We start from the raw sequence: 23,495 nt of genomic DNA, 5'->3' as shown, positions 1-23,495 counted from the left end.
CCTTTCTACAAACGCCTCATCGAAAACGGAAAACCACCCATCGTCGCAATCGCAGCAACCATGCGCAAAATCATCATAACCATCAACGCAAGGCTCAGACAGGATTTAGCTCAACAGAGTTGATGACGGAGAGGACGCTGGCCCCGCGGCTCCCCTCAAACATATTCCCGCGCCGTTGGCGGCATGTCCCTGTAATTCTCAACAAGGTAACGATGCGTTGCGAGCGCATCCACCGGGCGGCCATAGAAGTAACCCTGACCCATGGAGCATCCGAGACCGCGCAACTTCTCCGCTTCGCTCCGGTCTTCGATGCCCTCTGCCACCACCTGCAAGTCCAGCCCTTCGCACATGGCGACGATGGCCTTGATGATGTGCTCGGAGGGACGGTCGGTGCTGATGCGGGAGACGAAGGCACGGTCGATCTTCACCTTGTCGAAGGTAAAGTCCCTGAGCCTGCCGAGGCTCGACTGGCCCGTTCCGAAATCGTCCAGTGAAATGCGCACGCCGGCGTGCTGAAGCTCCGTGATGATGCGCTGCGCGGTATCGGCAGAGGTCATGACGGCGGTTTCGGTGATTTCCAGTTCCAGCCTGCGCGGATCAAGGCCAACCCTTGCCAGAATGGAGAGAATGTTCTGCGCGGTACCGGGGTCCATCAACTGTGCCGAGGAGAGGTTGAAGGACAGGAACAATTCACGCGGCCATGACAGCGCAGCTTCCGCCGCCTTGCGTAGAAGCATTTCGGAAAGCGCATCGATGAAACCGCGCTCTTCCGCCAACGGAACGAAAACGGCTGGCGAAACGAAGCCGAGGTCAGGGTCGTTCCAGCGGGCCAGCGCCTCGAAGCCGATAACAGTATCGTCGTTCAGCCTGACGATGGGCTGGAAGTGGACGTCCACGGCGTCGGTGATGATGGCGTTACGGAGCGCCTGTTCCAGCTGCGTCGCTCGTTTCATCTCCTGGGCAATTTCACGCGAATAGACCGTGACCTGCCCGCGACCGCGCCGCTTGGAACGATAGAGGGCCGTTTCGGCACTCTTCATCAGGTCTTCAAAAGCTTCGCCTGCGAACGGGTAAATCGCAAAACCGAAAGAGGAGGAAAGGCGAACATTGCGGTCGCCCAAATCGTAGGGTGCGGAAAGCACATCCTTGATCATCTGCCCGATACGCTCGGCACCGATCCGCTCGAATATCAGGGGAAGAACGAAGGCGAATTCATCCCCATCGTGGCGCGTGACGATTGCGCCATCCGGCACGCATGCATTGAGGCGGTGGGCCACCTGGCAGAGAATTTCATCCCCAGCTTCAACGCCAAACAGATCGTTGATCGGCTTGAACCCATCGATATTGACGACGCCGACGGTAAAGGGTGCAGGGTCGCTCGCCCTCTCCGCTGCAAGTGCTTTTACTCTGTCACGAAGGCGGTATTTGTTGCCAAGACCCGTCAGCGGATCACTATACGCCATAGCCTGCAATTCATGCGGACTTATCTGAGGCGTATTTGGCTCCGGCGCTCTCATTCGCACATCCTGACCGAGCTGTAACGATTTAGCCCACAATGGGTATGAACTCTTAAAAATCAATATATCGAAAAGCAGCTCCAACGACATACCTGTTGAGGTACGTTACCGAACTCATCCCTGGAGACGATGGCCGAGCTTCGGAAGGAAACGCTTGAATAACGTCTCGATCATATCTGGACTGATCGGTTTGAGCAACATCTCATCCATGCCCGCATCCAGACAGGCTTTTCTGTCTCCCTCGAAGGCAAGCGCGACGACGCCGATGATGGGTGTGCGAGGCTGTGAAGGCGGCTCCATGGCCCTTATTCGTCGTGCAACCTCGAAACCATCGAGATCCGGCAATGTGGTGTCCAGCACGATGATGGCAGGATTTTGCGCAGCGTGATATTGCAACGCCTCCTGCGCATTGGCGGCAACCCTGTAGTTCAGGCCAAGGCTTTCCATGATCTGCCTGAACACGATCTGATTGATCTTGTTGTCCTCCACCACCAGCACATCGAGCCCCCGGCGGTTGGCCGATGCGGTTTGGTCGTGGGCTATCGTCCAGTCGTCGTTCGCGTCGGCACACCCTTTCTGCAGGGTCGAAACAGATCGGAAATGGCGGGTGGCGAGATTGACCAGCGAACTTCCCAGCTGAAAATCATCGACGGTCATGACGTCTACGCCATAGGCCTGAGGCACATCCAGGCAACCGAGTTCCATCTGCACATCGACGATGACGAGGTCGATCCTGACACCGGCTTTCGCGGCAAATTCCATGAAAGCTTTCTGCTCTGCGGCAGTAGACACGACGGCGCAGTCCACCCCGACAGCGCAAAGTTTCTTGCACGCAAGCTCTCCGTTGCGGACGCTCGATGTGACGAGCAGCACGCTTCGTCCTTTCAGCACCAGAGATGCCTGATGGTGCTCGTCATCCATATAGGAGGAGGACACGAAGGCGAGATGCTCCAGTCCCGGAATGTAGGACTTCCCGTCCTCACCTGCCACCGCGAAGGCCGTCACGTCGTCCATTGTCGTGACGAGGAAATAGCGTCCTGGCTTTCCGACCCGCTGCTTGCGCGTAACCACAAGAAGCTCTTCGCCGGTGAGCCTCGTCACCCTCTCCGGCAGAATGGCAGGCACGCCCGTCTCAAGCACGTGGACATCCATCTCATCGATGCGCGCAGCAAGCGGGTTGGAGTGAATATCGAACACTGTGCGTCCGAGAATGAGATCCGGCGATGTTTCGAGAAGAGAGCAGCCAGATTTATTGACCGCAGCATAGACGCGGTTCCGATCCTTCACGAAAATGGAAAGCGGAAGCGTATCGAGAATTTCTTCCGTGATCTGCACGCGCTCGATATCATAGCGCCACTGGTCCTCGCGCTTCTTCTGCTCCGAAATATCGGAAATAACGCAGATGCCGAGGCCCGAGGGAAATCTTCTTTTGGTGTATCGCAGCCACTTATCGCCCGGGCGCTGATCCACCTGTTCAGCGCGCTCCTTCCAATGTGCGGCCAGATGCTCGGCGATCCATTCCTCACGCTCTGTTTCGCGCACGGGGGCATTGTCGTCGGCCTTGCGAACATCGAAGACAGCGCCGAGAAAATCCCGCAGCCGCATACCGGGCCGAAGAAGCGCTTCATCGATCTGGAAAAAACTTAAGATGCGGCGACTTGCAAAGACGATGTGATCGTCCCGGTCATAAATGAAAAGTGCTGCGGAAATCGCTTCACAGACCGCGTCGAGCATAGCTGTCTGAATGGCGGCGCCATGCGGCGTCAAATCATTCATTGAACTTCCTCACACGCACCTCATTGACCGACGGCCCTTTCTTGAAGGCGTGACCGACGGATTGCAGCAGCGCAAAGGCGCGGGGGCTGCGATTACGGGAAACATGCGGGCAAGGCTTAAACCAGCCATTTCAGGATCATGCGGACGGCCCCAGCTTTTCCGTTCCCGCATCTGTCAGCCATCCCGAAGGGCTATGGTATCGTCATTTCAAGCTAATGCAGTCATAGGTGTTTTACATTAAGGCTGACTTAACGCGGCATTGCAGAAATAATTAGCGTGGACAACAATCGATTTAATCGGTTGTTTTTGCGCGCATGTCGGATTTCACTTTCCCCGCGCCTGCGAATCCACGAAAATGGCGCCATGCCGATCAAACAGCTTTCAGAAACCCTCATCAACCAGATTGCCGCGGGCGAAGTCATCGAGCGTCCGTCGAGTGCAGCCAAGGAGCTCATCGAGAACGCCATAGACGCCGGTGCGACGCGAATCGAGATCGCCACCGCTGCGGGCGGAAAGGGCCTGGTGCGCATCACGGACAATGGCTGCGGCATGTCGCCTGACGATCTCGAACTCGCGATCCGCCGCCATTGCACCTCCAAGATTTCCGTTAATCTCGATGATATCCGGACACTTGGTTTTCGCGGTGAGGCGCTGCCATCGATCGGTTCTGTTGCAAAGCTGACGATCACCAGCCGCCAGCAGGGCGCGTCGGAAGGCGCGATCATCGGGGTGAGTGGCGGCAAGCTTTCGCCGGTTCGCCCCGCTGCTGCCAATCAGGGCACCATCGTCGAGGTGCGCGACCTGTTCTTCGCCACTCCTGCCCGCCTGAAGTTTCTGAAAACCGAACGGGCGGAAGCAGCCGCTATTACTGAAGTCGTCAAGCGCATGGCCATCGCCTTTCCGCGCATTCGATTCGTATTGTCGGGAACCGACCGCTCGACGCTTGAACTTCCATCGACGGGCGACGATCCGCTGGCGCGCATGGCGCAGATCCTGGGCGCAGAGTTCAAGGACAACGCCATAGAAATCGATGCAGAGCGGGAAGACGTTACGCTCACCGGCTATGCGGGGGTTCCAACCTTCAACAGAGGCAACTCCGCGCATCAATACATGTTCGTCAACGGCCGACCCGTTCAGGACAAGCTGTTGCTTTCCGCTATTCGCGGTGCTTACGCTGAAACGATACCGCACGGCCGGTATCCTGTCGCGGTGCTCTCGCTCACGCTCGATCCCGCCCTCGTGGACGTCAACGTCCATCCGGCAAAATCGGATGTTCGGTTTCGCGACCCGGGCCTCATCCGCGGTTTGATCGTCGGCGCGATCCGCCAAGCGCTGACGCGCGAGGGAGACCGGGCGGCCACAACCGGCGCGTCGCAGATGATGAGTGCGTTCCGGCCAGGCTATAGCCCATCCACCGTTCGCCCGTTTGCCTCGCAAGCCTGGACTCCCGCCAGCTCGCCGACGCGACCTCTTTCGGTTCACGATGGCCTGTCGCTGCGCGAAACCGCGCAATCGCAATTCACCGACATCACGATGCCGACCGCTCGGGCGGAGCGTATGGAGGCTTTCGAACAACCCACAACGTCTCCGGAAACCACGCGCTTCCCGCTTGGCGCGGCGCGTGCGCAGGTCCATGCCAATTACATCGTCGCGCAAACCGAAGACGGGCTGGTGATCGTCGACCAGCATGCCGCACATGAACGGCTGGTCTTTGAGGAAATGCGTAAAGCGCTGCACGCGAAGCGCCCCGCGTCTCAGGTACTTCTTATTCCCGAAATCATCGACCTGCCCGAAGAAGATTGCGACCGGCTGATGGAGCATGCGAGCGGGTTCGATAGCATGGGGCTTACCATAGAACGCTTCGGCCCCGGTGCGGTGGCCGTGCGGGAAACGCCTGCGATGCTGGGCGAGGTCAATGTACAGGGTTTAATCCGCCAGCTTGCCGACGAGATTGCCGAATGGGACACGGCAAGTAGCCTCGCCAACAAGCTGGAATACGTCGCCGCCACCATGGCTTGCCACGGGTCCGTGCGCTCCGGTCGCCGGATGCGGCCCGAGGAAATGAACGCGCTGCTTCGGCAGATGGAAAATACCCCCGGCTCCGGCCAGTGCAACCACGGTCGCCCGACCTATATCGAACTCAAGCTCGCCGATATCGAAAAGCTTTTCGGCAGAAGCTAGCTGGCCTTTCGTCGCTCGCGGGATTAAGAGATGAGGAAGCCAAGGAGACATAAGCGCATGAACAGATTTGAAGGCGGCGGACATCGCGAAGCGAAGATCGAGTATCTCGACGGCGACCTGCGCATCGTCCAGACCGGTGCCTACGTGGTCTGCGCAATGACTGGCACGCACATTCCCGTTGATGAGCTCTGTTACTGGAGCGTTGCACGTCAGGAACCCTACGCGGACGCTGCCGCCTCGCTCGAAGCAGAAAAACGTGCAGGGGCGCTGCCCAACCAGAAGCGTGCGTCCTGAGACCGCCAACTTCGACAAGCTCCATCAAGCCTTCCAAAAGTTAATCTCAGCGAGACGCAATCTTCCCGGAACCATCGTTTTTTACGCTGGTTAGTGAGCGGTGCGAAACAACGGCACCAACTTTAGGGAGATAGAAATGGCAGAGAAGAAGCTCGACGATCTTTTTTACGATACCCTCAAGGATATCTATTACGCCGAACGCCAGATCCTCAAGACGCTGCCAAAGATGGCCCGCGCCGCAAACAGCGACAAGCTGAAGGCAGCTTTCGAAAAGCACAAGGAAGAGACGCAGGGTCAGATCGAGCGCCTGCAGGAAGTCTTCGAAATCATCGGCAAGCGCGCTCAGGGCAAAACCTGTGAAGCCATTCAGGGCATCATTGCCGAAGGTGAAGAGATCATGGACGACTTCAAGGGAAGCCCCGCCCTCGACGCCGGTCTGATTTCCTCGGCGCAGGCAGTCGAACATTACGAGATGGCCCGATACGGCACGCTGAAGGCATGGGCGGAACAGCTAGGCCACAAAGATGTCGTGAAGCTGCTCGACGCGACACTACAGGAAGAAACCAAGACGGATGAGGATTTGTCCTCGCTTGCAACGTCCGCCGTCAATCAGGCCGGGCAGAAAGCAGCCTGATCGCGCAACATAGGCTCAAAGAAAAAGCCGGGGCAGACGCTCCGGCTTTTTTCGTAGGTTTTTGTGAGGCTCATGGTGCCTGCGTATTCGGGTTTCTATCCGTCCCCTCGGTCGGCGCAGTTGCTCCAGCGGGCGGGTTGTTATCGAAAGACTGTCCACCCTGAGCGCCGGGATTGACCGTCTGCGACGTGGCGGGGCCGGGTGCGGGCTGGGTTTCAGCTGTCGGCGGAGCGGTGGTCTCGCCCCAAATCTCAGCGATCAACCAGACCGCGAAGGCGAGAAACAGGCTGATGACCAGAATGATCAGCACCGGCCTGCCACGAACGCCCTGTCTGGTTTCGCGTGGCGTGAAGGTTTTCTTTTCGACATTGCTTGGCGGCATGTGTCTCTCTCCCTTGATCAACCGACACGCAAATGGTGTCGTGCTTCACGAAGAAAAGAATCATGGCGAGCGATTGTTCCTTCACACAGGCGAGAAGTGTGGCAGCACAATCTATTTGTGTTGAATCTGTCGTTTACGGAAATTTTCGAACGCCGTATCGATCATCACGCCAGCGGCGTTTGGATCGTCGAAAACCATATCGATTTCCACAATCAGGCTCTTCCAGAGAAGCTCCGGCCCATGGCCTTGATGCCCATTCAAACGCACGGCATCCTTCGATGTCGTAACCGGCAAAAGGTCGCGTTTTTCGGCCTCGGCGGCGAGATCGGCCAGTTCGTCCTCGCTGAAATGATGGTGATCTGGAAAAGGCCGCTTCACGACGATATCGCCACCCAGTTGTTCGACGGTGCGATAAAACTTGCCCGGATCGGCTATGCCCGCAAAAGCAAGCACCTGCCGTCCCGCCAGATGCGGTTGGGAGCGAGGCTCGATGGCTGCCACGAATATCGGTTTTGCAGCACGCGCTGCTGTACGGATGATGGCGTCCGCGGCGTGGCCGTTACCGACTTTCAGAATGGCGGAAGCCTGCCGCATCTGCTCATCCAGCGGTGCGCGCACCGGGCCACCCGGCACCATATGTCCGTTACCAATACCGCGACCGGTATCGATGACGACCAGTGCATAATCAAGCGTCAGGCGAGCGCTCTGGAACCCGTCATCCATGATGATGAAATCGACGCCTTCCCTGACCAGACGTTGCGCACCTTCCACGCGGCGTCTGGAGATGACGGTGGTTGCGACCCGCGCCAGCAGCAAAGGTTCATCACCGACATCGACGGAGCGATGATGATCGGCATCGACTAGCGTCGTCACATCGAGCGTTCCGCCATAACCCCGGCTGAGGAAGCCGGGTTTCAGGCCTTTAGCAAGGGCCGCGTGCGCGATGGCAATGGCGGTCGGCGTTTTTCCGGCACCGCCTACGGTGAAATTGCCGATGCAGATTACGGGTACCGGTACGGATGCCCGCTTGGCGGTCCTCATCCGCTTTCCGGCGACCTTTCCATAGAGAAAGGAAAAAGGTGCCAGCGCCCAGGCCTGCCAGCCGGGCTTGTCCCACCAGAATGGCGGCGCCTCAGAAACCATGCCCGCGTCAACTCCCCTGCTTGCCTTATCGGTACAGGCAGCTATGTGGCAGAAATGTAAGGATTTTGCAAAAGCAGCCGCTCTATCCGCAGTCAGCCAGCAGCACGCTCGGGAAGTAGCGCTTCGAGTGCGGTGATATCGTCGAAGCAATAATCTGCATCCGCCGAGAGACTTTCCCGCGAACCCGTGCCCGTCAGGACGGCGACGCGCAAACCGACACCTGCACTTTTCGCCATATGCAGATCGTGATTGTTATCGCCGACGACTGCGACATGCTCGGGAGCGATGCCGATAGCATCGCAGAAGCCGAGGACCATGCCAGGCTGCGGCTTCGTGCCATGCCCGCTGTCATAGCCCGCGACGAAATCGAGATCGGCCTCGAAGCCGAAACGTCTGGCGGTCTCGCGAATGGAAGCCTCGTTATCGCTTGAGGCGATGCCAAGCTTGTAGCCTCTGGCCTTCAAGCGCGCGAAATAGGCCTTGAGATCAGTCACCGCGACGGACTTTCCGGCAGCCTCGGTGAAAAGGCGGTCCAGCCGTTCCGTCAGCTCCTGAAGATCGCAGGTTGAGCCTGCCGCGATCAGACCAGCTGAAATCTCCGCCGTGTTGCCAGCTGCCAGCAGACTATCCGGTTTTACACGGCCGCTCACCGGGTCCATCCCACAGGCGAACAGCAGGCGGTCGGCCAATTCGGCATCGCCCTTGGCGGCGATTGCCGCAAGCTCACGATTGACCGGACCCCAGCTTGCATCATAACCGATCAGCGTTCCGTCCTTGTCGAACAGGATCGCCGCAATGGAAGCAGTAGATTTGGCGTTGGCGAAAGCGTCCACGATCAGCCAACCGCGCTGCGTGGCTGAAGCTTGGCCGTCACCGTCAACGGGTTTATGTAGGGTTCCAGCGCCTTGACGGTGGAAGACAGCGCGCCGCGCATATCCTGAATGACCTTGCCGCCCGCATCGATCATCTTGTAGCGCTCATTGTCGTTCATCAGCAGATAATGCACAGCCTTCGCAAGCATTTCCACATCACGAATGATGCGACCGCCACCGGAACGCAGAAGCTTCTGATAGGCTTCGCGGAAATTCTGCACATGTGCGCCGGATAGAACGGCGCAGCCGAGCATGGCCGGTTCCAACGGGTTCTGCCCGCCTTCCGCCGTCAGCGAGCGACCGACGAAAGCCAGTTCGGTGAGGCGCAGGTAAAGGCCCATTTCGCCAATGCTGTCACCGAGGAAAATGTCTGTTTCCGGTGTAATCGCATCGTTGCGGCTGCGGCGCGCGATGTTGAGGTTCATGCCTTTCAGCATGGCCTCGATTTCATCGCCACGTTCCGGGTGACGAGGCACGATGATGGTCAGTTGGCCATCGCGGGACTTGATGGCGGAGTGGACCGTGGCTGCGGCCTTTTCTTCGCCGTCGAACGTGGAAATGGCGGCCCAGGTTTTGCGATTGCCGATCTGGCGCCGATACTGATCGAAAACGGCCTGATCGCAGGGCGGCGGGTCGGTATCTCCCTTGAGATTACCGGAAATGACAACCGGCCATGAGCCTAAATCACGAAAACGTTCTGCATCGATATCGGACTGTGCAACGACCAGTGCCAGCTTGCTGAACAAAGCTTCGGAAAAATCTGAATGTTTTTTCCAGCGATCGAACGAGCGGTCCGAAAGACGCGCATTAACCCGTATCTGAGGAATATGACGGCGCTCCAGCTCCATCATCGTCACCGGCCAGATTTCCGACTCGGCGGTAATTGCAGCATCCGGCGCCCAATAAGTCAGAAAACGATTGATCGAAATCTTGATGTCGAGCGGCACATATTGGTGGATGACATCGTCGCCCAGACGTGTGCGTGTGAGTTCGGCAGATGTGACCGTGCCGGTCGTCAGCAGAACATGAATATCGCGCTTGCGAATTTCCCGGATGAGCGGCACGAGGGCCAGCGTTTCTCCAACACTGGCAGCATGGAACCAGACAAGCGGACCACGCGGGCGTTCTGCGCTTGCATAGCCGAAGCGCTCCATCCGGCGACGTTTGTCTTCTTTCCCCTTGGCAGCGCGATAAGAGAGATACGGCCGGGCAAATGGGTAGGCGGCCATGCCGGCCATCCTGTACCCCGAAAGGGCGAAACGTGCGATCCGGCTATTCATGACATGCTGCCTCGATCATTTCACGCAATGCTTTTCCCCTGTGATGTGTGCCGCCGCCTACTTCTTATAAAAATGCGTCTTTTTTGTTTCAGAGGGTATTTCGAACGGCTAAAAAATTTTGGCCGAACTCAACATCTTGTGCGCTTCCCTTTAAGGAATCGCACAAGTTATGGTGTTGTTCAGCTATAGTACAAATGGAGTAGGAAACCAGCGGTTATTTGCTCTGCGGGTCGAGCAAACGATGCATATGCACTATAAAATAACGCATGTGAGCATTATCGACCGTCTGCTGTGCCTTGGACTTCCATGCGGTGAGTGCTGTTGCGTAATCCGGGTAAATGCCGACGATATCCAGCGCGTTGAGATCGCGAAACTGTACATCCTGAAGATTATCGAGTTCACCGCCGAAAACGAGGTGGAGGAGTTGCTTCTTGTCGCCAGCTTCAGCCATTGTTTTATCTCTTTTCTCTTTTGTCCCAAGAAGCCTTCATCTGCTGGATTTCCCCGCAAAAATCAACCTCTGAACGACCTGTTCAACTGGCCCAGCAACGTTGGCAAGACCTCGTTCGTAGCGGCACAAAGCGCTGCATGGCTGACGCTGCTGCGGTTATAAATCAACGGCTTACCATCCAGATCGACAAGGCTGCCGCCTGCCTGCTGCAGGATCAGGTCTGCTGCGGCCAAATCCCAGTCATGTGAATTCGGCTTGACCAGCGTCCCATCGATGCGGCCATCCGAGACCATGGCGAGCCGGTAGGCGAGCGATGGTACGTGCGCGACACGCCGTACCGAACCCCTGAAATCCACCGGTAGCTTTGCGATCACATCTTCGGGAGCAGCAAGCTGGATGATGCCGCCCTGACTTGAAGCAACCGACAATGGCTTACCATTCTTGAGGGCAGGCGCATCCGGCACTGCCGTAAATTCCTCCTCGAAGGCCGGAGCAACAAGAACGGCGGCAACCGGTCGGCCCTTGTGAACCACCGCAACGCTGACGCACCACGTATCCTTGCCGCCGATGAAAGCGCGCGTGCCATCGATCGGGTCTACCACGAACAGGGTGTTCCGCGACAAACGCTCCTGATCGTCCGTCGTTTCTTCCGAAAGCCAGCCATAGTCGGGACGGGCAGAACGCAGCATCTTTTCCAGAATGTCGTTCGCCGCATAGTCGGCGGCACTGACGGGCGAGTGGCCGCCGTTCTTCCACCAGACTTCGGGGTCGTTTCGGAAAAACTTCAGCGCAACACGCCCCGCCTCGCGGGCGGCATCGAGAATGAGATCGAGATCGGAGCGCCAGTCGGCTCCTTGAATATCAGCCATATATCGTCGCTCTGCGCTCTGGCAGGCACCTTGTTGTTATGCCTGCACATGCGCATGGGCCGTCTGCGAAAGCAACAGCGGAATGCTGATTTCAGCGCCCCGCGATCGTCATGCCTTCGATGGCGAGCGTCGGTGCGGCGATGCCGTATTTGTAGTCTATGTCGTTTGCGGGCGTGACCCGCATGTACATATCCTTGAGGTTCGACGCGATGGTGACTTCCGAAACCGCGAATGTCTTTTCGCCATTCTCGATCCAGAAACCGCTTGCACCGCAACTGTATTCACCGGTGATCATGTTCGCGCCGTGGCCGATCAGTTCGGTGACGTAGAAGCCCGTACCAACCTGCCGGATAAGATCTTCCGGCGAAATATCACCGGGCGAAAGTGCAAGATTGGTCGAGGCAGGCGATACCGATGTTCCACCGCGCACGCCACGACCATTGGTCTGCATCCCGATTTCCCGCGCCGTGGACGTGGAGAGAAACCAGTGTTTCAACACGCCGTCTTCGATCATCACAAGCTTTTCCCCACGCACGCCTTCGCCATCGAACGGACGTGAAGAGGGACCGCGAACGATCTGCGGATCGTCTGTGATCGAGAGGCCTTTCTTCAGAACCTGCTGGCCCATCTTGTCACGCAGGAAGCTGGTCTTGCGTGCAACCGACGCGCCATTGATGGCGCCCGCCATGCTGCCGACGAAGCCACGTGCAATGCGCGGATCGAAGACGACCGTGATGTTGCTGCCGGTATCCACCTGACGCGGATTGATGCGTGCGACCGTTCTTTCGCCCGCACGGCGACCGATTTCTTCCGGGGAATCCAGATCGGCGAAATAAAGGCGGCTATCGTAGTCGTAGTCGCGCTCCATTTTCGTGCCTTCGCCAGCGATGACGCTGACCGAACGACCGAAGCGGCTGCCCATATAGCTGCCGGAAAAACCATGCGAGGTGACGAGCACCATGCCGCCCATGCCGCTGGACGCTCCTGCACCAGACGAATTGGATACGCCGTTCACGGCCAAGGCCGCCTCTTCCGCTGCAAGTGCCGCTTCACGCAGTTGATCTGTCGAAACTTCGGTCGGATCGAAAAGCTGCAAATCGTCGTAGGAGGTCGCGAGACGCTCCTTGTCTGCGAGGCAGGCGAAGGGGTCTTCCGGCGAGACCTTCGCCATGGCCACAGCACGTTCGGCAAGCGTCTTCAGGTCGAAACCGGGATTGGCCGAAACGCTGGCCACCCGATTGCCCACGAAGACACGGAGCGAAAAATCGTCGCTTTCGGAGGATTCCGTGCTTTCCACCTTGCCCAGACGCACGCCGACAGACTGCGAACGGGACCGCACGATGACGGCATCCGCCTCGTCTGCACCGGCTTTACGGGCCAGATCGACCAGTTCGCCTGCGCGTTCGAGAAGCTTGGAAGAATCGATTTCTGAAGACATATGGCGGGCCTTTCGTTGACCTTCATTTATTGCGCGCAATCTGCCGCATCAAGGCCGAAGCCGCATTTCACCTGTAATTGAGTGAAATGCTATGCGCCCACCCCACGTCCGCGATGAAAAAGCTCGATCTGCATGTCGATCTGCCGCTTGAGATCGTCCTTGATCGCATCGGATTCGGCCAGCACCTCATGCGCCTTGAGGAAGTCCAGCACGCGGAAGCGATTGACCGGTGGGCGCAGAAAAATATGCGGCGGGCGCATCCGAAGCTTCAGGCCGATGGCAGACTGCATCATCAACTGGCTCGCACCGAACAGGCTTTCGATGCGGTTGGGCATGGTTCGGCCATCACCCTCCGGCCCACCCACCACATCGACGGCGATGACGATATCGGCATCGTCCAACAGGTGTTCATAGGGCACCGGGTTAAAAATGCCGCCATCGATCATGATCCTGTCGTTCATGCGGATCGGCATGAACAGCGCGGGAATGGCGGATGACGCGGCAAGCGCCTGACGCAAATCGCCGTTTTCGCAGATCACTTCCATCTGCGCGTAATAGTCGGTGAGGATGACCTTGAGCGGGATGCCGAGGCCTGAAAACTCCCGTGGCAGGGCCGAGGGCAGCAGGGCGTCCAGAATGAGTTCGAGATTGAACTGGCCGAGGCGAAAGCCGAAAGCCGCGTGGCGCATGGAGGCGGGACCGAGGCTCCAGAGGCGGTTTGCGACACTGCCCTTCTTGCCCATCAGCTCCAGCGTATAGTCGCGGATATCTTTGCCGCTCATGCCCGCCGCCATGCCGGCACCCATGATCGAGCCGATGGAGGCACCAGCAATCGCTTTGGGGCGAATGCCGAGTTCGTCCAGAGCCTCGATGACATTGATATGGCAGATGCCGCGCGCACCGCCGCCGCCAAGTGCAATAGCAAAGGTCGGATCACCGACTTTGTTTTGCGCTTCTTCGCGCTTGCGTTTCTTTTCGGAGAGTTTCTTTTTCTTCGCAGCCAAACAACAGCCTCTGCATCATGTCGTCCAATACCAGCATCTATCCGCAGTGCTGCTTTGTCTCCTGCACTATGACACAAAGACGACAGGACAGTGACGCGCAGGATGTTTACCTGCGCGTCATCTGAATAAGTCAAGGCTTATGGCTCGTAACGATAGAAATGCATCTTCGTATCGCCGAAGGTGCGGCTTTCCAGAAGCTTGAAAACGGGATCGACGGCCACGATTGCATCGCCCTGTTCTTCCAGGATGGCGAGCGCGCCCGGCACCAGCCACCCGCCAAGATGCGCGGCCTCGAAAGCCTTTTCACCATGGCCGTGACCATAGGGCGGATCGGCAAACAGCAGATCGAACGGCTCGATGTTGTTGACGCCGCCGAGCTTGGTCGCATCGCGACGCAGAATACGTGCACGGCCGTGCAGACCCAGCGCATCGATATTCTCCCAGAGCAAACCTCTGCCCTCCACGCCATTCTCGACGAAAAGCGCAACGCGGCAGCCTCTTGAAAGAGCCTCGAGACCAACCGCACCTGTACCAGCGAAAACATCCAAAATGCGCGTGCCATCCAGACTTTCCGGATAGGCATGGCTCAGAATATTGAAGAGGCTTTCACGGGTCCGGTCGATTGTGGGTCTGATTGCATTCGATTTCGGTGCGGCCAGAGACCGGCCGCGAAACTCACCGCCTACGATCCGCATTACGCGTCATTCCCCTACCGCCAGAAGGCTTGCCACCAGATGGCTTTCCACCGGGACGGCCACCGCCATTGCCCGGACCCTTGTCACCTGCACCTTTACCGCCGAATCCTTTACCTGGACCCTTGCCGGAAAAACCACCTTCGGAACGCTCACCACGCGGCTTGCCACCGAAACCACCCTTGCCAGCAGGCTTGCCGCCGGCAGGACGGCCTTCACGCGGTTTATCGCCAAACGGCTTTGTTCCGTAAGGGCGGTCGCTGCGTGAACGATCACCATCCTCGCGCGGCTTACCGCCATAAGGACGGTCGCCAGTACGAGCCGGGCGGTCTCCATATGATCTTTCTGGACGAGCGGGACGGTCGCCACGGTCTGGGCGATCGCCAAACGGACGGTCACCACGTGGACGATCACTGCGTTCACCAGCATCACGAGGCTTGCGGTCGCTGAATGGACGGTCGCCGGTACGCGCCGGACGATCTCCGAAGGAGCGCTCGCCGCGTGGGCGATCACCACCGTCGCGCGGCTTACGGTCGCCAAAGGATTTGCCGCCACGGTCATCGCGACCGCCGTCTCGACCACGCCCACGGCTTTCGTCCTGTGCCGGTTTATCGGCGCGGATCCATTCACCGTCGGAATCTCTATGTTTCACGATTGCGCGGCGGGCATCAGCTTCTGCGGAAGGCTTTTTAAAAACAGCCTCGGCTTCGGCACGGAAAGACCTGCGTTCCTTGCCATCACGCGTCGGCTTGGCACCGGGCGCCATCCAGACGTTGGCCGTGCGGTTGCTGCCCATTGGCGGACGCTTGGGGCGTGTATCGTCCTCCGCCCTTTCGTCGCGACCCTTGCCGAAAGGCTTGGCCCCGCGCTTCGCATCTGGTCGTGCTGGCGCACGGTCCCGGCTGCCTTCGCGCCTGTCACCGAATTTGCCATCACGCGGACGGTCCTGCTGGTCTCCACGCTTTGCCCATTCGGCCTTTGCGGGGCGCTCGGCAGGTGCTTCTTCGCCTTCGTCAGGCGCGTTGTCGTAAATCGGAGCATCGAAATTGGCGCCAGACGCTTCGATGAGGCGTGGGCCGAGCTGGTCCCGCAACATGCGGCCGCGCACTTCGATAACCTGGCCTTCCGGAAGGTCGCCAAGCTGGAATGGCCCGTAAGACAGACGTATAAGGCGGTTGACCTCGAGGCCGAGCGCACCCAGCACGTTCTTGATCTCGCGGTTCTTGCCTTCGCGCAGACCCATGGTGATCCAGACGTTATGGCCCTGCGTGCGGTCCAGCGCCGCATCGATTGCGCCGTAGAGCACGCCGTCGACGGCGATACCGTCCTTCAGCTTGTCGAGTGCAGCCTGATCCACCTCGCCATGGGCGCGCACGCGGTATCGACGCAGCCAGCCGGTGGTCGGCAGCTCCAGAACGCGCGACAGGCCGCCATCATTGGTCAGCAGCAGCAGGCCTTCGGTGTTGATATCCAGACGGCCAATCGAAAGCACACGCGGAAGCTCTCTTGGCAGGTTGTCGAAAACGGTCGGACGGCCTTCCGGATCGGAATTGGTCGTCACCAGACCTGCCGGCTTGTGGTACAGCCACAGGCGCGTGCGCTCCGCGCCACGGATCGGCTGGCCATCGACTTCGATCTTGTCATCCAGCGTCGCGTTCACAACCGGGCTATCGAGCTTGACGCCGTTTAGCGACACCCGACCTTCCATGATCATGCGTTCCACATCGCGCCGCGAGGCAACGCCTGCACGCGCCATGATCTTGGAAATACGCTCCGGCTTGCCGCCTGCCGTTTCTGCGGGGGCGACCTCAGCCTTTTCCTTGAAAGGCTTCGTTTCACGCGCCTCAGACTGTTTGGCCGAGGGCTTCGGCTTACGGTCCCGGTCGAATGTCTTGCCACCAGCGCGCTTCGGCTTGTCTTTGAATGTCATTTGTAGTTTGCCTATTGTTTGCCGTGTCCTATCAGTTCACGCGCCGGTGGTTAAGAGGAAATTGCAGCAGAATGGCCGAAACGATGCATTTCATGGACCTGGCACTTGCCGAAGCGCAAGCCGCAGCCAAGCGCGATGAAGTACCCATCGGTGCAGTGCTGATTTACGAAGGCCGTGTCATTGCAGCGTCCGGCAATCGAACCCGGCAACTGAACGACGTTACCGCCCATGCCGAAATCGCCGTCATCCGTATGGCCTGCGAAGAACTCGGGGCGGAACGATTGCCTGGCGCGGACCTCTACGTCACACTCGAGCCCTGCACCATGTGCGCCGCCGCCATATCATTTGCCCGCATACGCCGTCTTTACTACGGTGCAAACGACCCGAAAGGCGGAGCGGTAGAAAGCGGCGTGCGGTTTTACAATCAGCCGACCTGCCATCATGCGCCAGAGGTTTACTCCGGGCTTTCCGAGAGACAAAGCGCTGAAATCCTTCGGGATTTCTTTCAGCATAAGCGCGGTGTCGGGGCGGATTGACCGACAGCTCCCCTCCATCATCACCGACGACCAAAGCGCTCCCGGCTTAATTCTCTGCAAATGCGCGCAGTGCGTCTCCAGACAGCCTGTAACGCGTCCATTCATCCATCGCCTCGGCACCGATCGACTTGTAGACCCGGATGGCTGGCTCGTTCCAGTCCAGCACGCTCCACTCGAAGCGCCCGCATCCCTTCTCGACGGCGATGGCGGCAAGCCGCTTCAACAAGGCCTTTCCTGCACCGGAGCCACGCGCATCCGGCGTGACATAGAGGTCTTCGAGATAGAGACCGTTCTTTGCCTGCCATGTCGAATAGTTCAAAAACCAGATGGCGAAGGCGATGGGTTGACCGTCTTTTTCACAAATCAGTCCGGAAGCGACGGAATCTTTACCGAACAGCGAAGAGGTGATGCTCTCCACAGTCGCCTCGACTTCATGCTCGGCATTTTCATAAATGGCCAGTTCACGAATGAAGTCGAGTAAAAGCTCGGCATCGGCAGGCGTAGCTTCCCGAATGAACAACGTCACAATAATTTCCGATCAAATATCATCGAATAAACAAAACGCGGCACTTGAAAGCACCGCGTTCGAAAACTCTGGAAAAATGCTTTACTGGAACGGGTTCCACCAGCTCTTGCCGGTTCCCGCCTTTTCCGCGTTCTTCTTGCGCTCTTTTTCCTTCTTGGTTTCCGGCGTGCCGAGGTCGGCCAGCTGGTCCTGTGGAAGGTTGCGATATTCGGCGGGCGGATCGGTCAGAAACTTACGCTGGTTGGTGTTGACGATGGAGCCACCCTGAGCGTCGGCCTTGGCCTTGCGGAAAGCTTCCCACTTCTGGCTTTCGGTCATCTGGCCGTTCGTACCGTTGCCAGCGAGAAGCGGCGAACGGTAATGCGGGTTGTCGCGGTTCTCGTCGGCTTCCTTGCGCAGACGCTCGCGGGCTTCTTCCGGCGTTTCCGGCCATTGCGGGTTGGTCTCGCGGTTGGCAAGGCTCTGCTGCGGCTGCGCCAGCTGTTCGGCGCGGGCCTGCGCAGGCACGACGAGGCCGGGACGCGGATTGTACTTCAGATTACGCTTGCTCTGGTCACCCGTTATGGAGGTGGCATCGCCCAGATCGTCTACGAGCTGTTCAGCCGCAGTTTTGCCCGTCCCATAGGTTGGGCTTGTGCATGCGCTTAATGCCATGCAAACGAATGATACGCCTGCAATGGTGCGATACATGCGAAAACTCTGCGTCATGCTCATTGAAACCCTTCCGCCCCAGCCGTCCTGATATCCCCAGAAGCATCGGCAATTTGCCTTGATGCTAAAATCCGGCCATTTTCAGGCAGGTGTACCGGATGAACGGCAAAAGTGCAATTCACCCGGCGACTTTCTTGCATCACGTGGCTGCGAGTTCCCGAAGGGCCGCGGCATCACGTGCCGAGACATCCGGGTACTGTGGATCAGAGCCGACATCCGTGGTGATGCGCCATGAACGGGCGCATTTTTGACCTGCCGCCAGCTTCTGCTCCACCGTCACCTTCTGCACTTCAGGCAGACGGAAATCATCGGCCTGCCCCTCACCCGCGACAACGGAAATGTCGGAGGTGATGCAGATTTCCGCGAAATCCTGACCTTCGAGTGCTGCCATCAGCTCCGCGTCGGCCACGTGAACGACGGGGGCCGCTTCCAGCGAGGAGCCGATGCGCTTTTCACGGCGCTCGACTTCCAGCGCGCCGGTGACGACCGTGCGGACCTTGCGGATTTTCTCCCACTTGGCTTCCAGCGCATCGTTCTTCCACTCCGCCGGAATTTCCGGGAACTGGACCAGATGCACGGATTCCGCATCCGGGAAACGTGACAGCCATGCTTCTTCCGTCGTGAAAGGCAGCATCGGGGCAAGCCACGTCACGAGGCAATCGAACAGCTTGGCGATGACCGAAAGTGCTGCGCGACGCTTCAGGGACGATGGCGCGTCACAGTAGAGCGCATCCTTGCGGATATCGAAGTAGAAGGCCGAAAGCTCGACATTGGCGAAATCGATCAGCGAACGGGCGATCTTCTTGAACTCGAATGCGTCGTAGCCGTCACGGACCACCTGATCCAGCTCGGACAGGCGGTGCAGCACCAGTTTTTCCAGCTCTGGCAGGTCGTTGTAAGTGATTTCCTCGCCCTTGTAATGGGCGAGCGTGCCGAGCATCCAACGGATGGTGTTGCGGATCTTGCGATAGGAATCGACATTGGTCTGGATGATCGTCTTGCCGACGCGAAGGTCGTCCGCGTAGTCGGAGGTCATGACCCAGAGGCGAAGGATATCCGCTCCCGCGTCCTTCATCACCTCCTGCGGAGAGGTCACGTTGCCCTTGGACTTGGACATCTTCTCGCCCTTCTCATCCATGGTGAAACCATGGGTGACGACGGCGTTGTAAGGCGCACGCCCACGCGTCGCGCAGCTTTCCAGAAGCGACGAGTGGAACCAGCCGCGATGCTGATCGGAACCTTCCAGATAGACGTCCGCAGGCCATTTCAGGTCCGGGCGGTCTTCCAGCGTAAATGTGTGGGTGGAGCCACTGTCGAACCACACATCGAGAATGTCGCGGACCTGATGCCACTTGGCATGGTCATGATCGTTGCCGAGGAAGCGTTCCTTGGCACCATCGGCAAACCAGGCATCAGCACCTTCGACCTCGAAAGCTTCGAGGATGCGGGCGTTGACGGCATCATTGACCAGCACTTCGCCCTTTTCATCGGCAAAGACTGCGATTGGAACGCCCCATGCGCGCTGGCGCGAGAGTACCCAGTCCGGGCGGTTCTCGATCATCGCACGAAGACGGTTCTGGCCACCTGCGGGTACGAAACGGGTGTCATCGATGGCGGACAGCGAACGCGAGCGCAGCGTGGTGCCATCGCCCAATTCCTTGTCCATATAGACGAACCATTGCGGCGTGTTGCGGAAGATAACAGGTTTCTTGGAGCGCCAGCTATGCGGATAGCTGTGCTTCAAGCGGCCACGCGCAAACAGGTTGTTGGCCGCGATCAGCGCCTTGATGACACGCTCATTCGCATCGCCCTTCTTGCCGTTATCGTCCATCACGCGCGCAGCCCCGCCTTCGGCGGATGGGCCAAAGCCGGGAGCGTCTTCGGTGTAGAAGCCGTCATCGCCAACGGTGAAAGGGATTTTCGTGGAGATGCCACGAGCTTCCAATTCGCGCGCCTGCGCCATCCATGCGTCAAAGTCTTCACGACCATGTCCGGGAGCGGTATGCACGAAGCCCGTACCCGCATCATCGGTGACGTGGTCGCCATCGAGAAGCGGAACTTCGAAGTCGTAGCCGAGCGAAGCCAGCGGATGGGCGCAGACAACCTTCGCCAGTTCGTCGGCCTTCACGTCACGCACGCGGTTGAATTCAAGCTTTGCCTTGGCGAAGCATTCGGCTGCAAGCTTGTCCGCAAAGACGAGCTTATCTCCGGGCTGCGGGCCAAAATCATTGGCAGATGCAGTGACTTCATACAGACCGTAGGCGATCCGCGACGAGAAGGAGATGGCGCGGTTACCGGGGATCGTCCATGGCGTGGTGGTCCAGATGACGACTGATGCGCCATCAAGCTCAGCCGATCCCGTCACGATCGGGAACTTCGTCCAGATCGTATCGCTTTCAACGTCGTGATACTCAACCTCAGCCTCAGCCAAAGCCGTGCGCTCGACCACCGACCACATGACCGGCTTGGAGCCGCGATAGAGCTGGCCGCTCTTGGCGATCTTTAGCAGTTCGCCAGCGATGCGGGCTTCCGCGTGGAAGTTCATGGTCGTGTAGGGATTGTCGAAATCACCCTCGATGCCGAGGCGCTTGAATTCCTCCGCCTGGATCTTGATCCAGCCAGCGGCGAACTCACGGCATTCCTTGCGGAATTCGTTGATCGGAACCTCGTCCTTGTTCTTGCCCTTGGCGCGATAGGCTTCCTCGATCTTCCATTCGATGGGCAGCCCGTGGCAGTCCCAGCCGGGAACGTAGTTGGAGTCGAACCCGCGCATCTGGAAAGAGCGCGTGATGACGTCCTTCAGGATCTTGTTCAACGCGTGGCCGATATGGATGTTGCCGTTGGCATAGGGAGGGCCATCATGCAGCACGAATTTTTCGCGGCCAGCAGCAGAGGCGCGAAGCTTCTTGTAAAGCCCCATTTCCTGCCAGCGCTTGACGGTTTCCGGCTCTTTCTGCGGCAGACCGGCGCGCATGGGAAAGTCCGTCTGCGGCAGGTAAAGCGTTGAGGAGTAATCGATTTTTTCTGCAGTGTCGTTCATGATCATACCGTTATGCGGCGCCCTGAAAAGGTCGCGCCGTCTTGAGTGCAAGATGGCAAAAGCGGAGAGCGTTCAGTGTCTCTATATCGCATTGTCCGGACGCAAAACCGCTGCGCACTTTTGCTGGAAATGCTTGAGCAAACGCCAAAATCCCGGACCTTCCGGCTTTCAGAGCGGGCGGAAGGCCGGGCCAATAATTCGGGATATGAACGTCGACCGAAATTGGTTCATGCAGGTTGTTTATGTGTTTTCCCGCCAAAAAGGAAGGATTTTTTGTGGGCCACCGTCTGCCGGCAAAACCGACAGAACAGACATCAAAAAGCGATCTTGGCGTCCACTTCGCTCAAGGGCTTCACACCGGAAAGAAGCGCCCTCGCCTCTTCGTCATCGCGTTTGATCTGTGCGACAAGCGGCTCCAGCCCGTCGAATTTCAGTTCATCGCGCAGGTGGCCGAAGAAGGACACCGAGCAGACTTCGCCGTAGAGATCGCCGCTGAAATCGAAAACATAGGTCTCGAGGAGGGCTGCGCCATTTTCCGTCACGGTCGGGCGATAACCGAAACTCGCCACGCCATCGTGAAGCGTTCCGTCTGCTCTGCGGAAGCGCACGGCATAGATGCCCGGCTTTAGTTCCGTTTCTGGCGGCAGCGCCATGTTGGCGGTCGGATAGCCGAGTGTGCGACCAAGCTTCTGCCCGCCAATGACTTCGGCAGCAACCGTGTAGCGATAGCCAAGCAGACCGGCGGCACCGGCAACATCGCCGTCAGCCAGCAATTCCCGGATACGGCTTGAGGAAATCACCTCCGCACCCTCATCGCGAAACGCATCCACCAGCATCACGTCGAAACCATGTCTTTTACCCGCCTCCATAAGATAAGCCGGTCCACCTTCTCGCCCCTTGCCGAAGTGGAAATCGAAGCCGGTTACGACAGCGCTTGCGCCCAGCCAGTCCACCAGCACCGCCTTGACGAAATCTTCCGCAGAGCGCTGCGAGAATTCCTTGTCGAACGGGTATTCGATCACGGACTGAAAGCCTTCCGCTTCCAGAAGCCGCGCCTTGATCGGAGCCGGCGTCAGGCGGAAAACCGGCGTATCGGACTTGAACACGGTGCGCGGGTGCGGCTCGAAGGTCAGCACCAGCGCCGGTACGCCCCGTGATTTCGCCAGTTCCAGTGCACGATCCAACACGGCGCGGTGGCCGCGATGGACGCCATCGAAATTGCCGATGGCGATCACGCCGCCCTTGAGGCTTTCGGGCAGCGGTTCTTTCATCTCGTTGCGGTGAAAAACGGTCATGATAGCCTCTAAGCCAAACGTGGCATCCACCAGCCGGGAGCAGCATTCTGGCTTTTCAGATAGCTGTTGAGCAGCGCCTCATCCGTCTCGCCATTCAGCGTATATTCCGCAGCATGGATACCGCCGCTAATATAAAGCAGATTAAGGCCAGCGTTAATCGCGCCTTTCACATCGGTCGGCATGCCATCACCGATGGCAAGAACGCGATCCTTCTGAAGATCGCCGCGTACTTCTCTTGCCGCTGCAAAGCAGGCTTCATAGATCGGCGCGTGCGGTTTGCCAGCAATACGAATTTCGCCGCCGAGCTGCTCAAAATAGGCGGCCATGGCACCCGCGCAGGGAATGATGCGCTCGCCACGCTCTACCACCAGATCCGGGTTGGCGCAGATCATCGGCACGGATCGGTTAATGAAGTCCTTCAGCATGCTGGTATAGTCTTCAGGGGTCTCAGTCTCGTCATCGAAAAAGCCGGTGCAGACCACGGCGTCGGCTTCCGCCTCGGAAACCACCTCGACATCCAGCCCGTCGAACAGAGGCAGGTCGCGTTCAGGCCCAAGCAGGAAAACCTTTTTTGGTCCCTGCGCAATCAGTTCACGGGTCACATCGCCAGAGGTGACGATGCGGTCATAGGCTTCATCCGGCACGCCGAGCGCACGCAGTTGCGGAATGACGCCATCCGATGGGCGCGGGGAATTGGTGATGAGAACCACCGTCTTTCCAGCCTTGCGCGCCTCTGCCAGGGCAACGCCCGCAGCCGGGAAAGCCGAGACACCATTGTGCAAAACGCCCCACACATCGGAGAGAACAACGTCAAACTGTTGGGTAATTTCGCCAAGAGTGGCAATGCGATGGGCCATTTAAAGCTTCCAGCTATTTCGAAGAATACAGATCGTGACATCGCAAAGGGAGATGGCGATGGCAAGT

General features: G+C 58.4%; 21 protein-coding genes. 4 read left to right on the top strand and 17 right to left on the bottom strand.

From position 1 onward, the window contains the following. Positions 1 to 155 precede the first annotated feature (155 nt). Together G6L28_RS02530 and G6L28_RS02525 are read right to left on the bottom strand one after the other, a co-directional pair. Entirely contained in the window at positions 156 to 1,517 is a 1,362-nt protein-coding gene (locus G6L28_RS02530; protein WP_174062206.1) for a putative bifunctional diguanylate cyclase/phosphodiesterase, read from the bottom strand. A 114-nt stretch (positions 1,518 to 1,631) separates the two neighbouring features. Further along, a complete protein-coding gene (locus tag G6L28_RS02525; protein WP_174062205.1) occupies positions 1,632 to 3,293 on the bottom strand; it encodes a response regulator in 1,662 nt (553 codons plus the stop codon). Between the two features lie 363 nt (positions 3,294 to 3,656). Between G6L28_RS02525 and mutL the strand changes: the two genes are divergently transcribed. From mutL to G6L28_RS02510, 3 genes are all read left to right on the top strand, one after another. Next, on the top strand, positions 3,657 to 5,474 hold the full coding sequence (mutL, locus tag G6L28_RS02520; protein ID WP_174062204.1) for a DNA mismatch repair endonuclease MutL: 1,818 nt from the start codon (positions 3,657 to 3,659) through the stop codon (positions 5,472 to 5,474). 57 nt (positions 5,475 to 5,531) lie between these two features. Then, positions 5,532 to 5,768: a DUF2093 domain-containing protein gene (locus tag G6L28_RS02515; protein ID WP_174062203.1), complete on the top strand. Its 237-nt coding sequence runs from the start codon at positions 5,532 to 5,534 to the stop codon at positions 5,766 to 5,768. A 136-nt stretch (positions 5,769 to 5,904) separates the two neighbouring features. Beyond that, positions 5,905 to 6,402, top strand: coding sequence for a ferritin-like domain-containing protein (locus G6L28_RS02510; protein ID WP_174062202.1), 498 nt, complete (start codon positions 5,905 to 5,907; stop codon positions 6,400 to 6,402). A 70-nt stretch (positions 6,403 to 6,472) separates the two neighbouring features. Here G6L28_RS02510 and G6L28_RS02505 read toward each other — a convergent pair whose 3' ends face one another. The 10 genes from G6L28_RS02505 to G6L28_RS02460 form a co-directional block, all read right to left on the bottom strand. After that, entirely contained in the window at positions 6,473 to 6,784 is a 312-nt protein-coding gene (locus G6L28_RS02505) for a hypothetical protein (protein ID WP_174062201.1), read from the bottom strand. Between the two features lie 111 nt (positions 6,785 to 6,895). After that, positions 6,896 to 7,927, bottom strand: a complete 1,032-nt coding sequence (lpxK, locus tag G6L28_RS02500; RefSeq protein ID WP_174062200.1) for a tetraacyldisaccharide 4'-kinase — start codon at positions 7,925 to 7,927, stop codon at positions 6,896 to 6,898. A gap of 92 nt (positions 7,928 to 8,019) precedes the next feature. Beyond that, on the bottom strand, positions 8,020 to 8,760 hold the full coding sequence (locus G6L28_RS02495) for an HAD-IA family hydrolase (RefSeq protein ID WP_174062199.1): 741 nt from the start codon (positions 8,758 to 8,760) through the stop codon (positions 8,020 to 8,022). A 2-nt stretch (positions 8,761 to 8,762) separates the two neighbouring features. Further along, on the bottom strand, positions 8,763 to 10,079 hold the full coding sequence (gene waaA / locus G6L28_RS02490) for a lipid IV(A) 3-deoxy-D-manno-octulosonic acid transferase (RefSeq protein WP_174062198.1): 1,317 nt from the start codon (positions 10,077 to 10,079) through the stop codon (positions 8,763 to 8,765). Between the two features lie 214 nt (positions 10,080 to 10,293). Next, entirely contained in the window at positions 10,294 to 10,530 is a 237-nt protein-coding gene (locus G6L28_RS02485; RefSeq protein ID WP_174062197.1) for a DUF4170 domain-containing protein, read from the bottom strand. A 62-nt stretch (positions 10,531 to 10,592) separates the two neighbouring features. After that, positions 10,593 to 11,399: a 3'(2'),5'-bisphosphate nucleotidase CysQ gene (locus G6L28_RS02480; RefSeq protein ID WP_174062196.1), complete on the bottom strand. Its 807-nt coding sequence runs from the start codon at positions 11,397 to 11,399 to the stop codon at positions 10,593 to 10,595. A 91-nt stretch (positions 11,400 to 11,490) separates the two neighbouring features. Then, on the bottom strand, positions 11,491 to 12,837 hold the full coding sequence (locus G6L28_RS02475; protein ID WP_174062195.1) for a TldD/PmbA family protein: 1,347 nt from the start codon (positions 12,835 to 12,837) through the stop codon (positions 11,491 to 11,493). An 89-nt stretch (positions 12,838 to 12,926) separates the two neighbouring features. Further along, positions 12,927 to 13,757 carry a patatin-like phospholipase family protein gene (locus tag G6L28_RS02470; protein WP_337795743.1) on the bottom strand — a complete coding sequence of 277 codons (831 nt, stop codon included), beginning with the start codon at positions 13,755 to 13,757 and terminating at the stop codon, positions 12,927 to 12,929. 221 nt (positions 13,758 to 13,978) lie between these two features. Continuing rightward, on the bottom strand, positions 13,979 to 14,536 hold the full coding sequence (rsmD, locus tag G6L28_RS02465) for a 16S rRNA (guanine(966)-N(2))-methyltransferase RsmD (RefSeq protein WP_174062193.1): 558 nt from the start codon (positions 14,534 to 14,536) through the stop codon (positions 13,979 to 13,981). Then, positions 14,517 to 16,463 (bottom strand): pseudouridine synthase, encoded by a 1,947-nt coding sequence (locus G6L28_RS02460; protein ID WP_174062192.1) that lies wholly within the window; start codon positions 16,461 to 16,463, stop codon positions 14,517 to 14,519. Before G6L28_RS02460 ends, rsmD begins: the two co-directional genes overlap by 20 nt. Positions 16,464 to 16,534: 71 nt before the next feature. Here G6L28_RS02460 and G6L28_RS02455 point away from each other — a divergent pair, with 71 nt between their 5' ends. Then, entirely contained in the window at positions 16,535 to 16,999 is a 465-nt protein-coding gene (locus G6L28_RS02455) for a nucleoside deaminase (protein WP_174062191.1), read from the top strand. Between the two features lie 46 nt (positions 17,000 to 17,045). Here the strand turns inward: G6L28_RS02455 and G6L28_RS02450 are convergent, their stop codons facing one another. The 5 genes from G6L28_RS02450 to G6L28_RS02430 form a co-directional block, all read right to left on the bottom strand. Then, complete coding sequence (locus G6L28_RS02450) at positions 17,046 to 17,525, bottom strand: GNAT family N-acetyltransferase (RefSeq protein WP_174062190.1); 480 nt, start codon at positions 17,523 to 17,525, stop codon at positions 17,046 to 17,048. Between the two features lie 81 nt (positions 17,526 to 17,606). Further along, complete coding sequence (locus G6L28_RS02445; RefSeq protein WP_174062189.1) at positions 17,607 to 18,239, bottom strand: hypothetical protein; 633 nt, start codon at positions 18,237 to 18,239, stop codon at positions 17,607 to 17,609. A gap of 136 nt (positions 18,240 to 18,375) precedes the next feature. Continuing rightward, entirely contained in the window at positions 18,376 to 21,276 is a 2,901-nt protein-coding gene (ileS, locus tag G6L28_RS02440; protein ID WP_174062188.1) for an isoleucine--tRNA ligase, read from the bottom strand. 314 nt (positions 21,277 to 21,590) lie between these two features. Then, entirely contained in the window at positions 21,591 to 22,571 is a 981-nt protein-coding gene (locus G6L28_RS02435) for a bifunctional riboflavin kinase/FAD synthetase (protein ID WP_174062187.1), read from the bottom strand. Between the two features lie 8 nt (positions 22,572 to 22,579). Beyond that, positions 22,580 to 23,428 (bottom strand): TIGR01459 family HAD-type hydrolase, encoded by an 849-nt coding sequence (locus G6L28_RS02430; RefSeq protein WP_174062186.1) that lies wholly within the window; start codon positions 23,426 to 23,428, stop codon positions 22,580 to 22,582. Positions 23,429 to 23,495: the final 67 nt, after the last annotated feature.

Source organism: Agrobacterium larrymoorei (genome assembly GCF_013322225.1).
Classification (GTDB): Bacteria; Pseudomonadota; Alphaproteobacteria; order Rhizobiales; family Rhizobiaceae; genus Agrobacterium; species Agrobacterium larrymoorei_A.
This window is presented reverse-complemented; position numbering and strand designations above follow the sequence as displayed.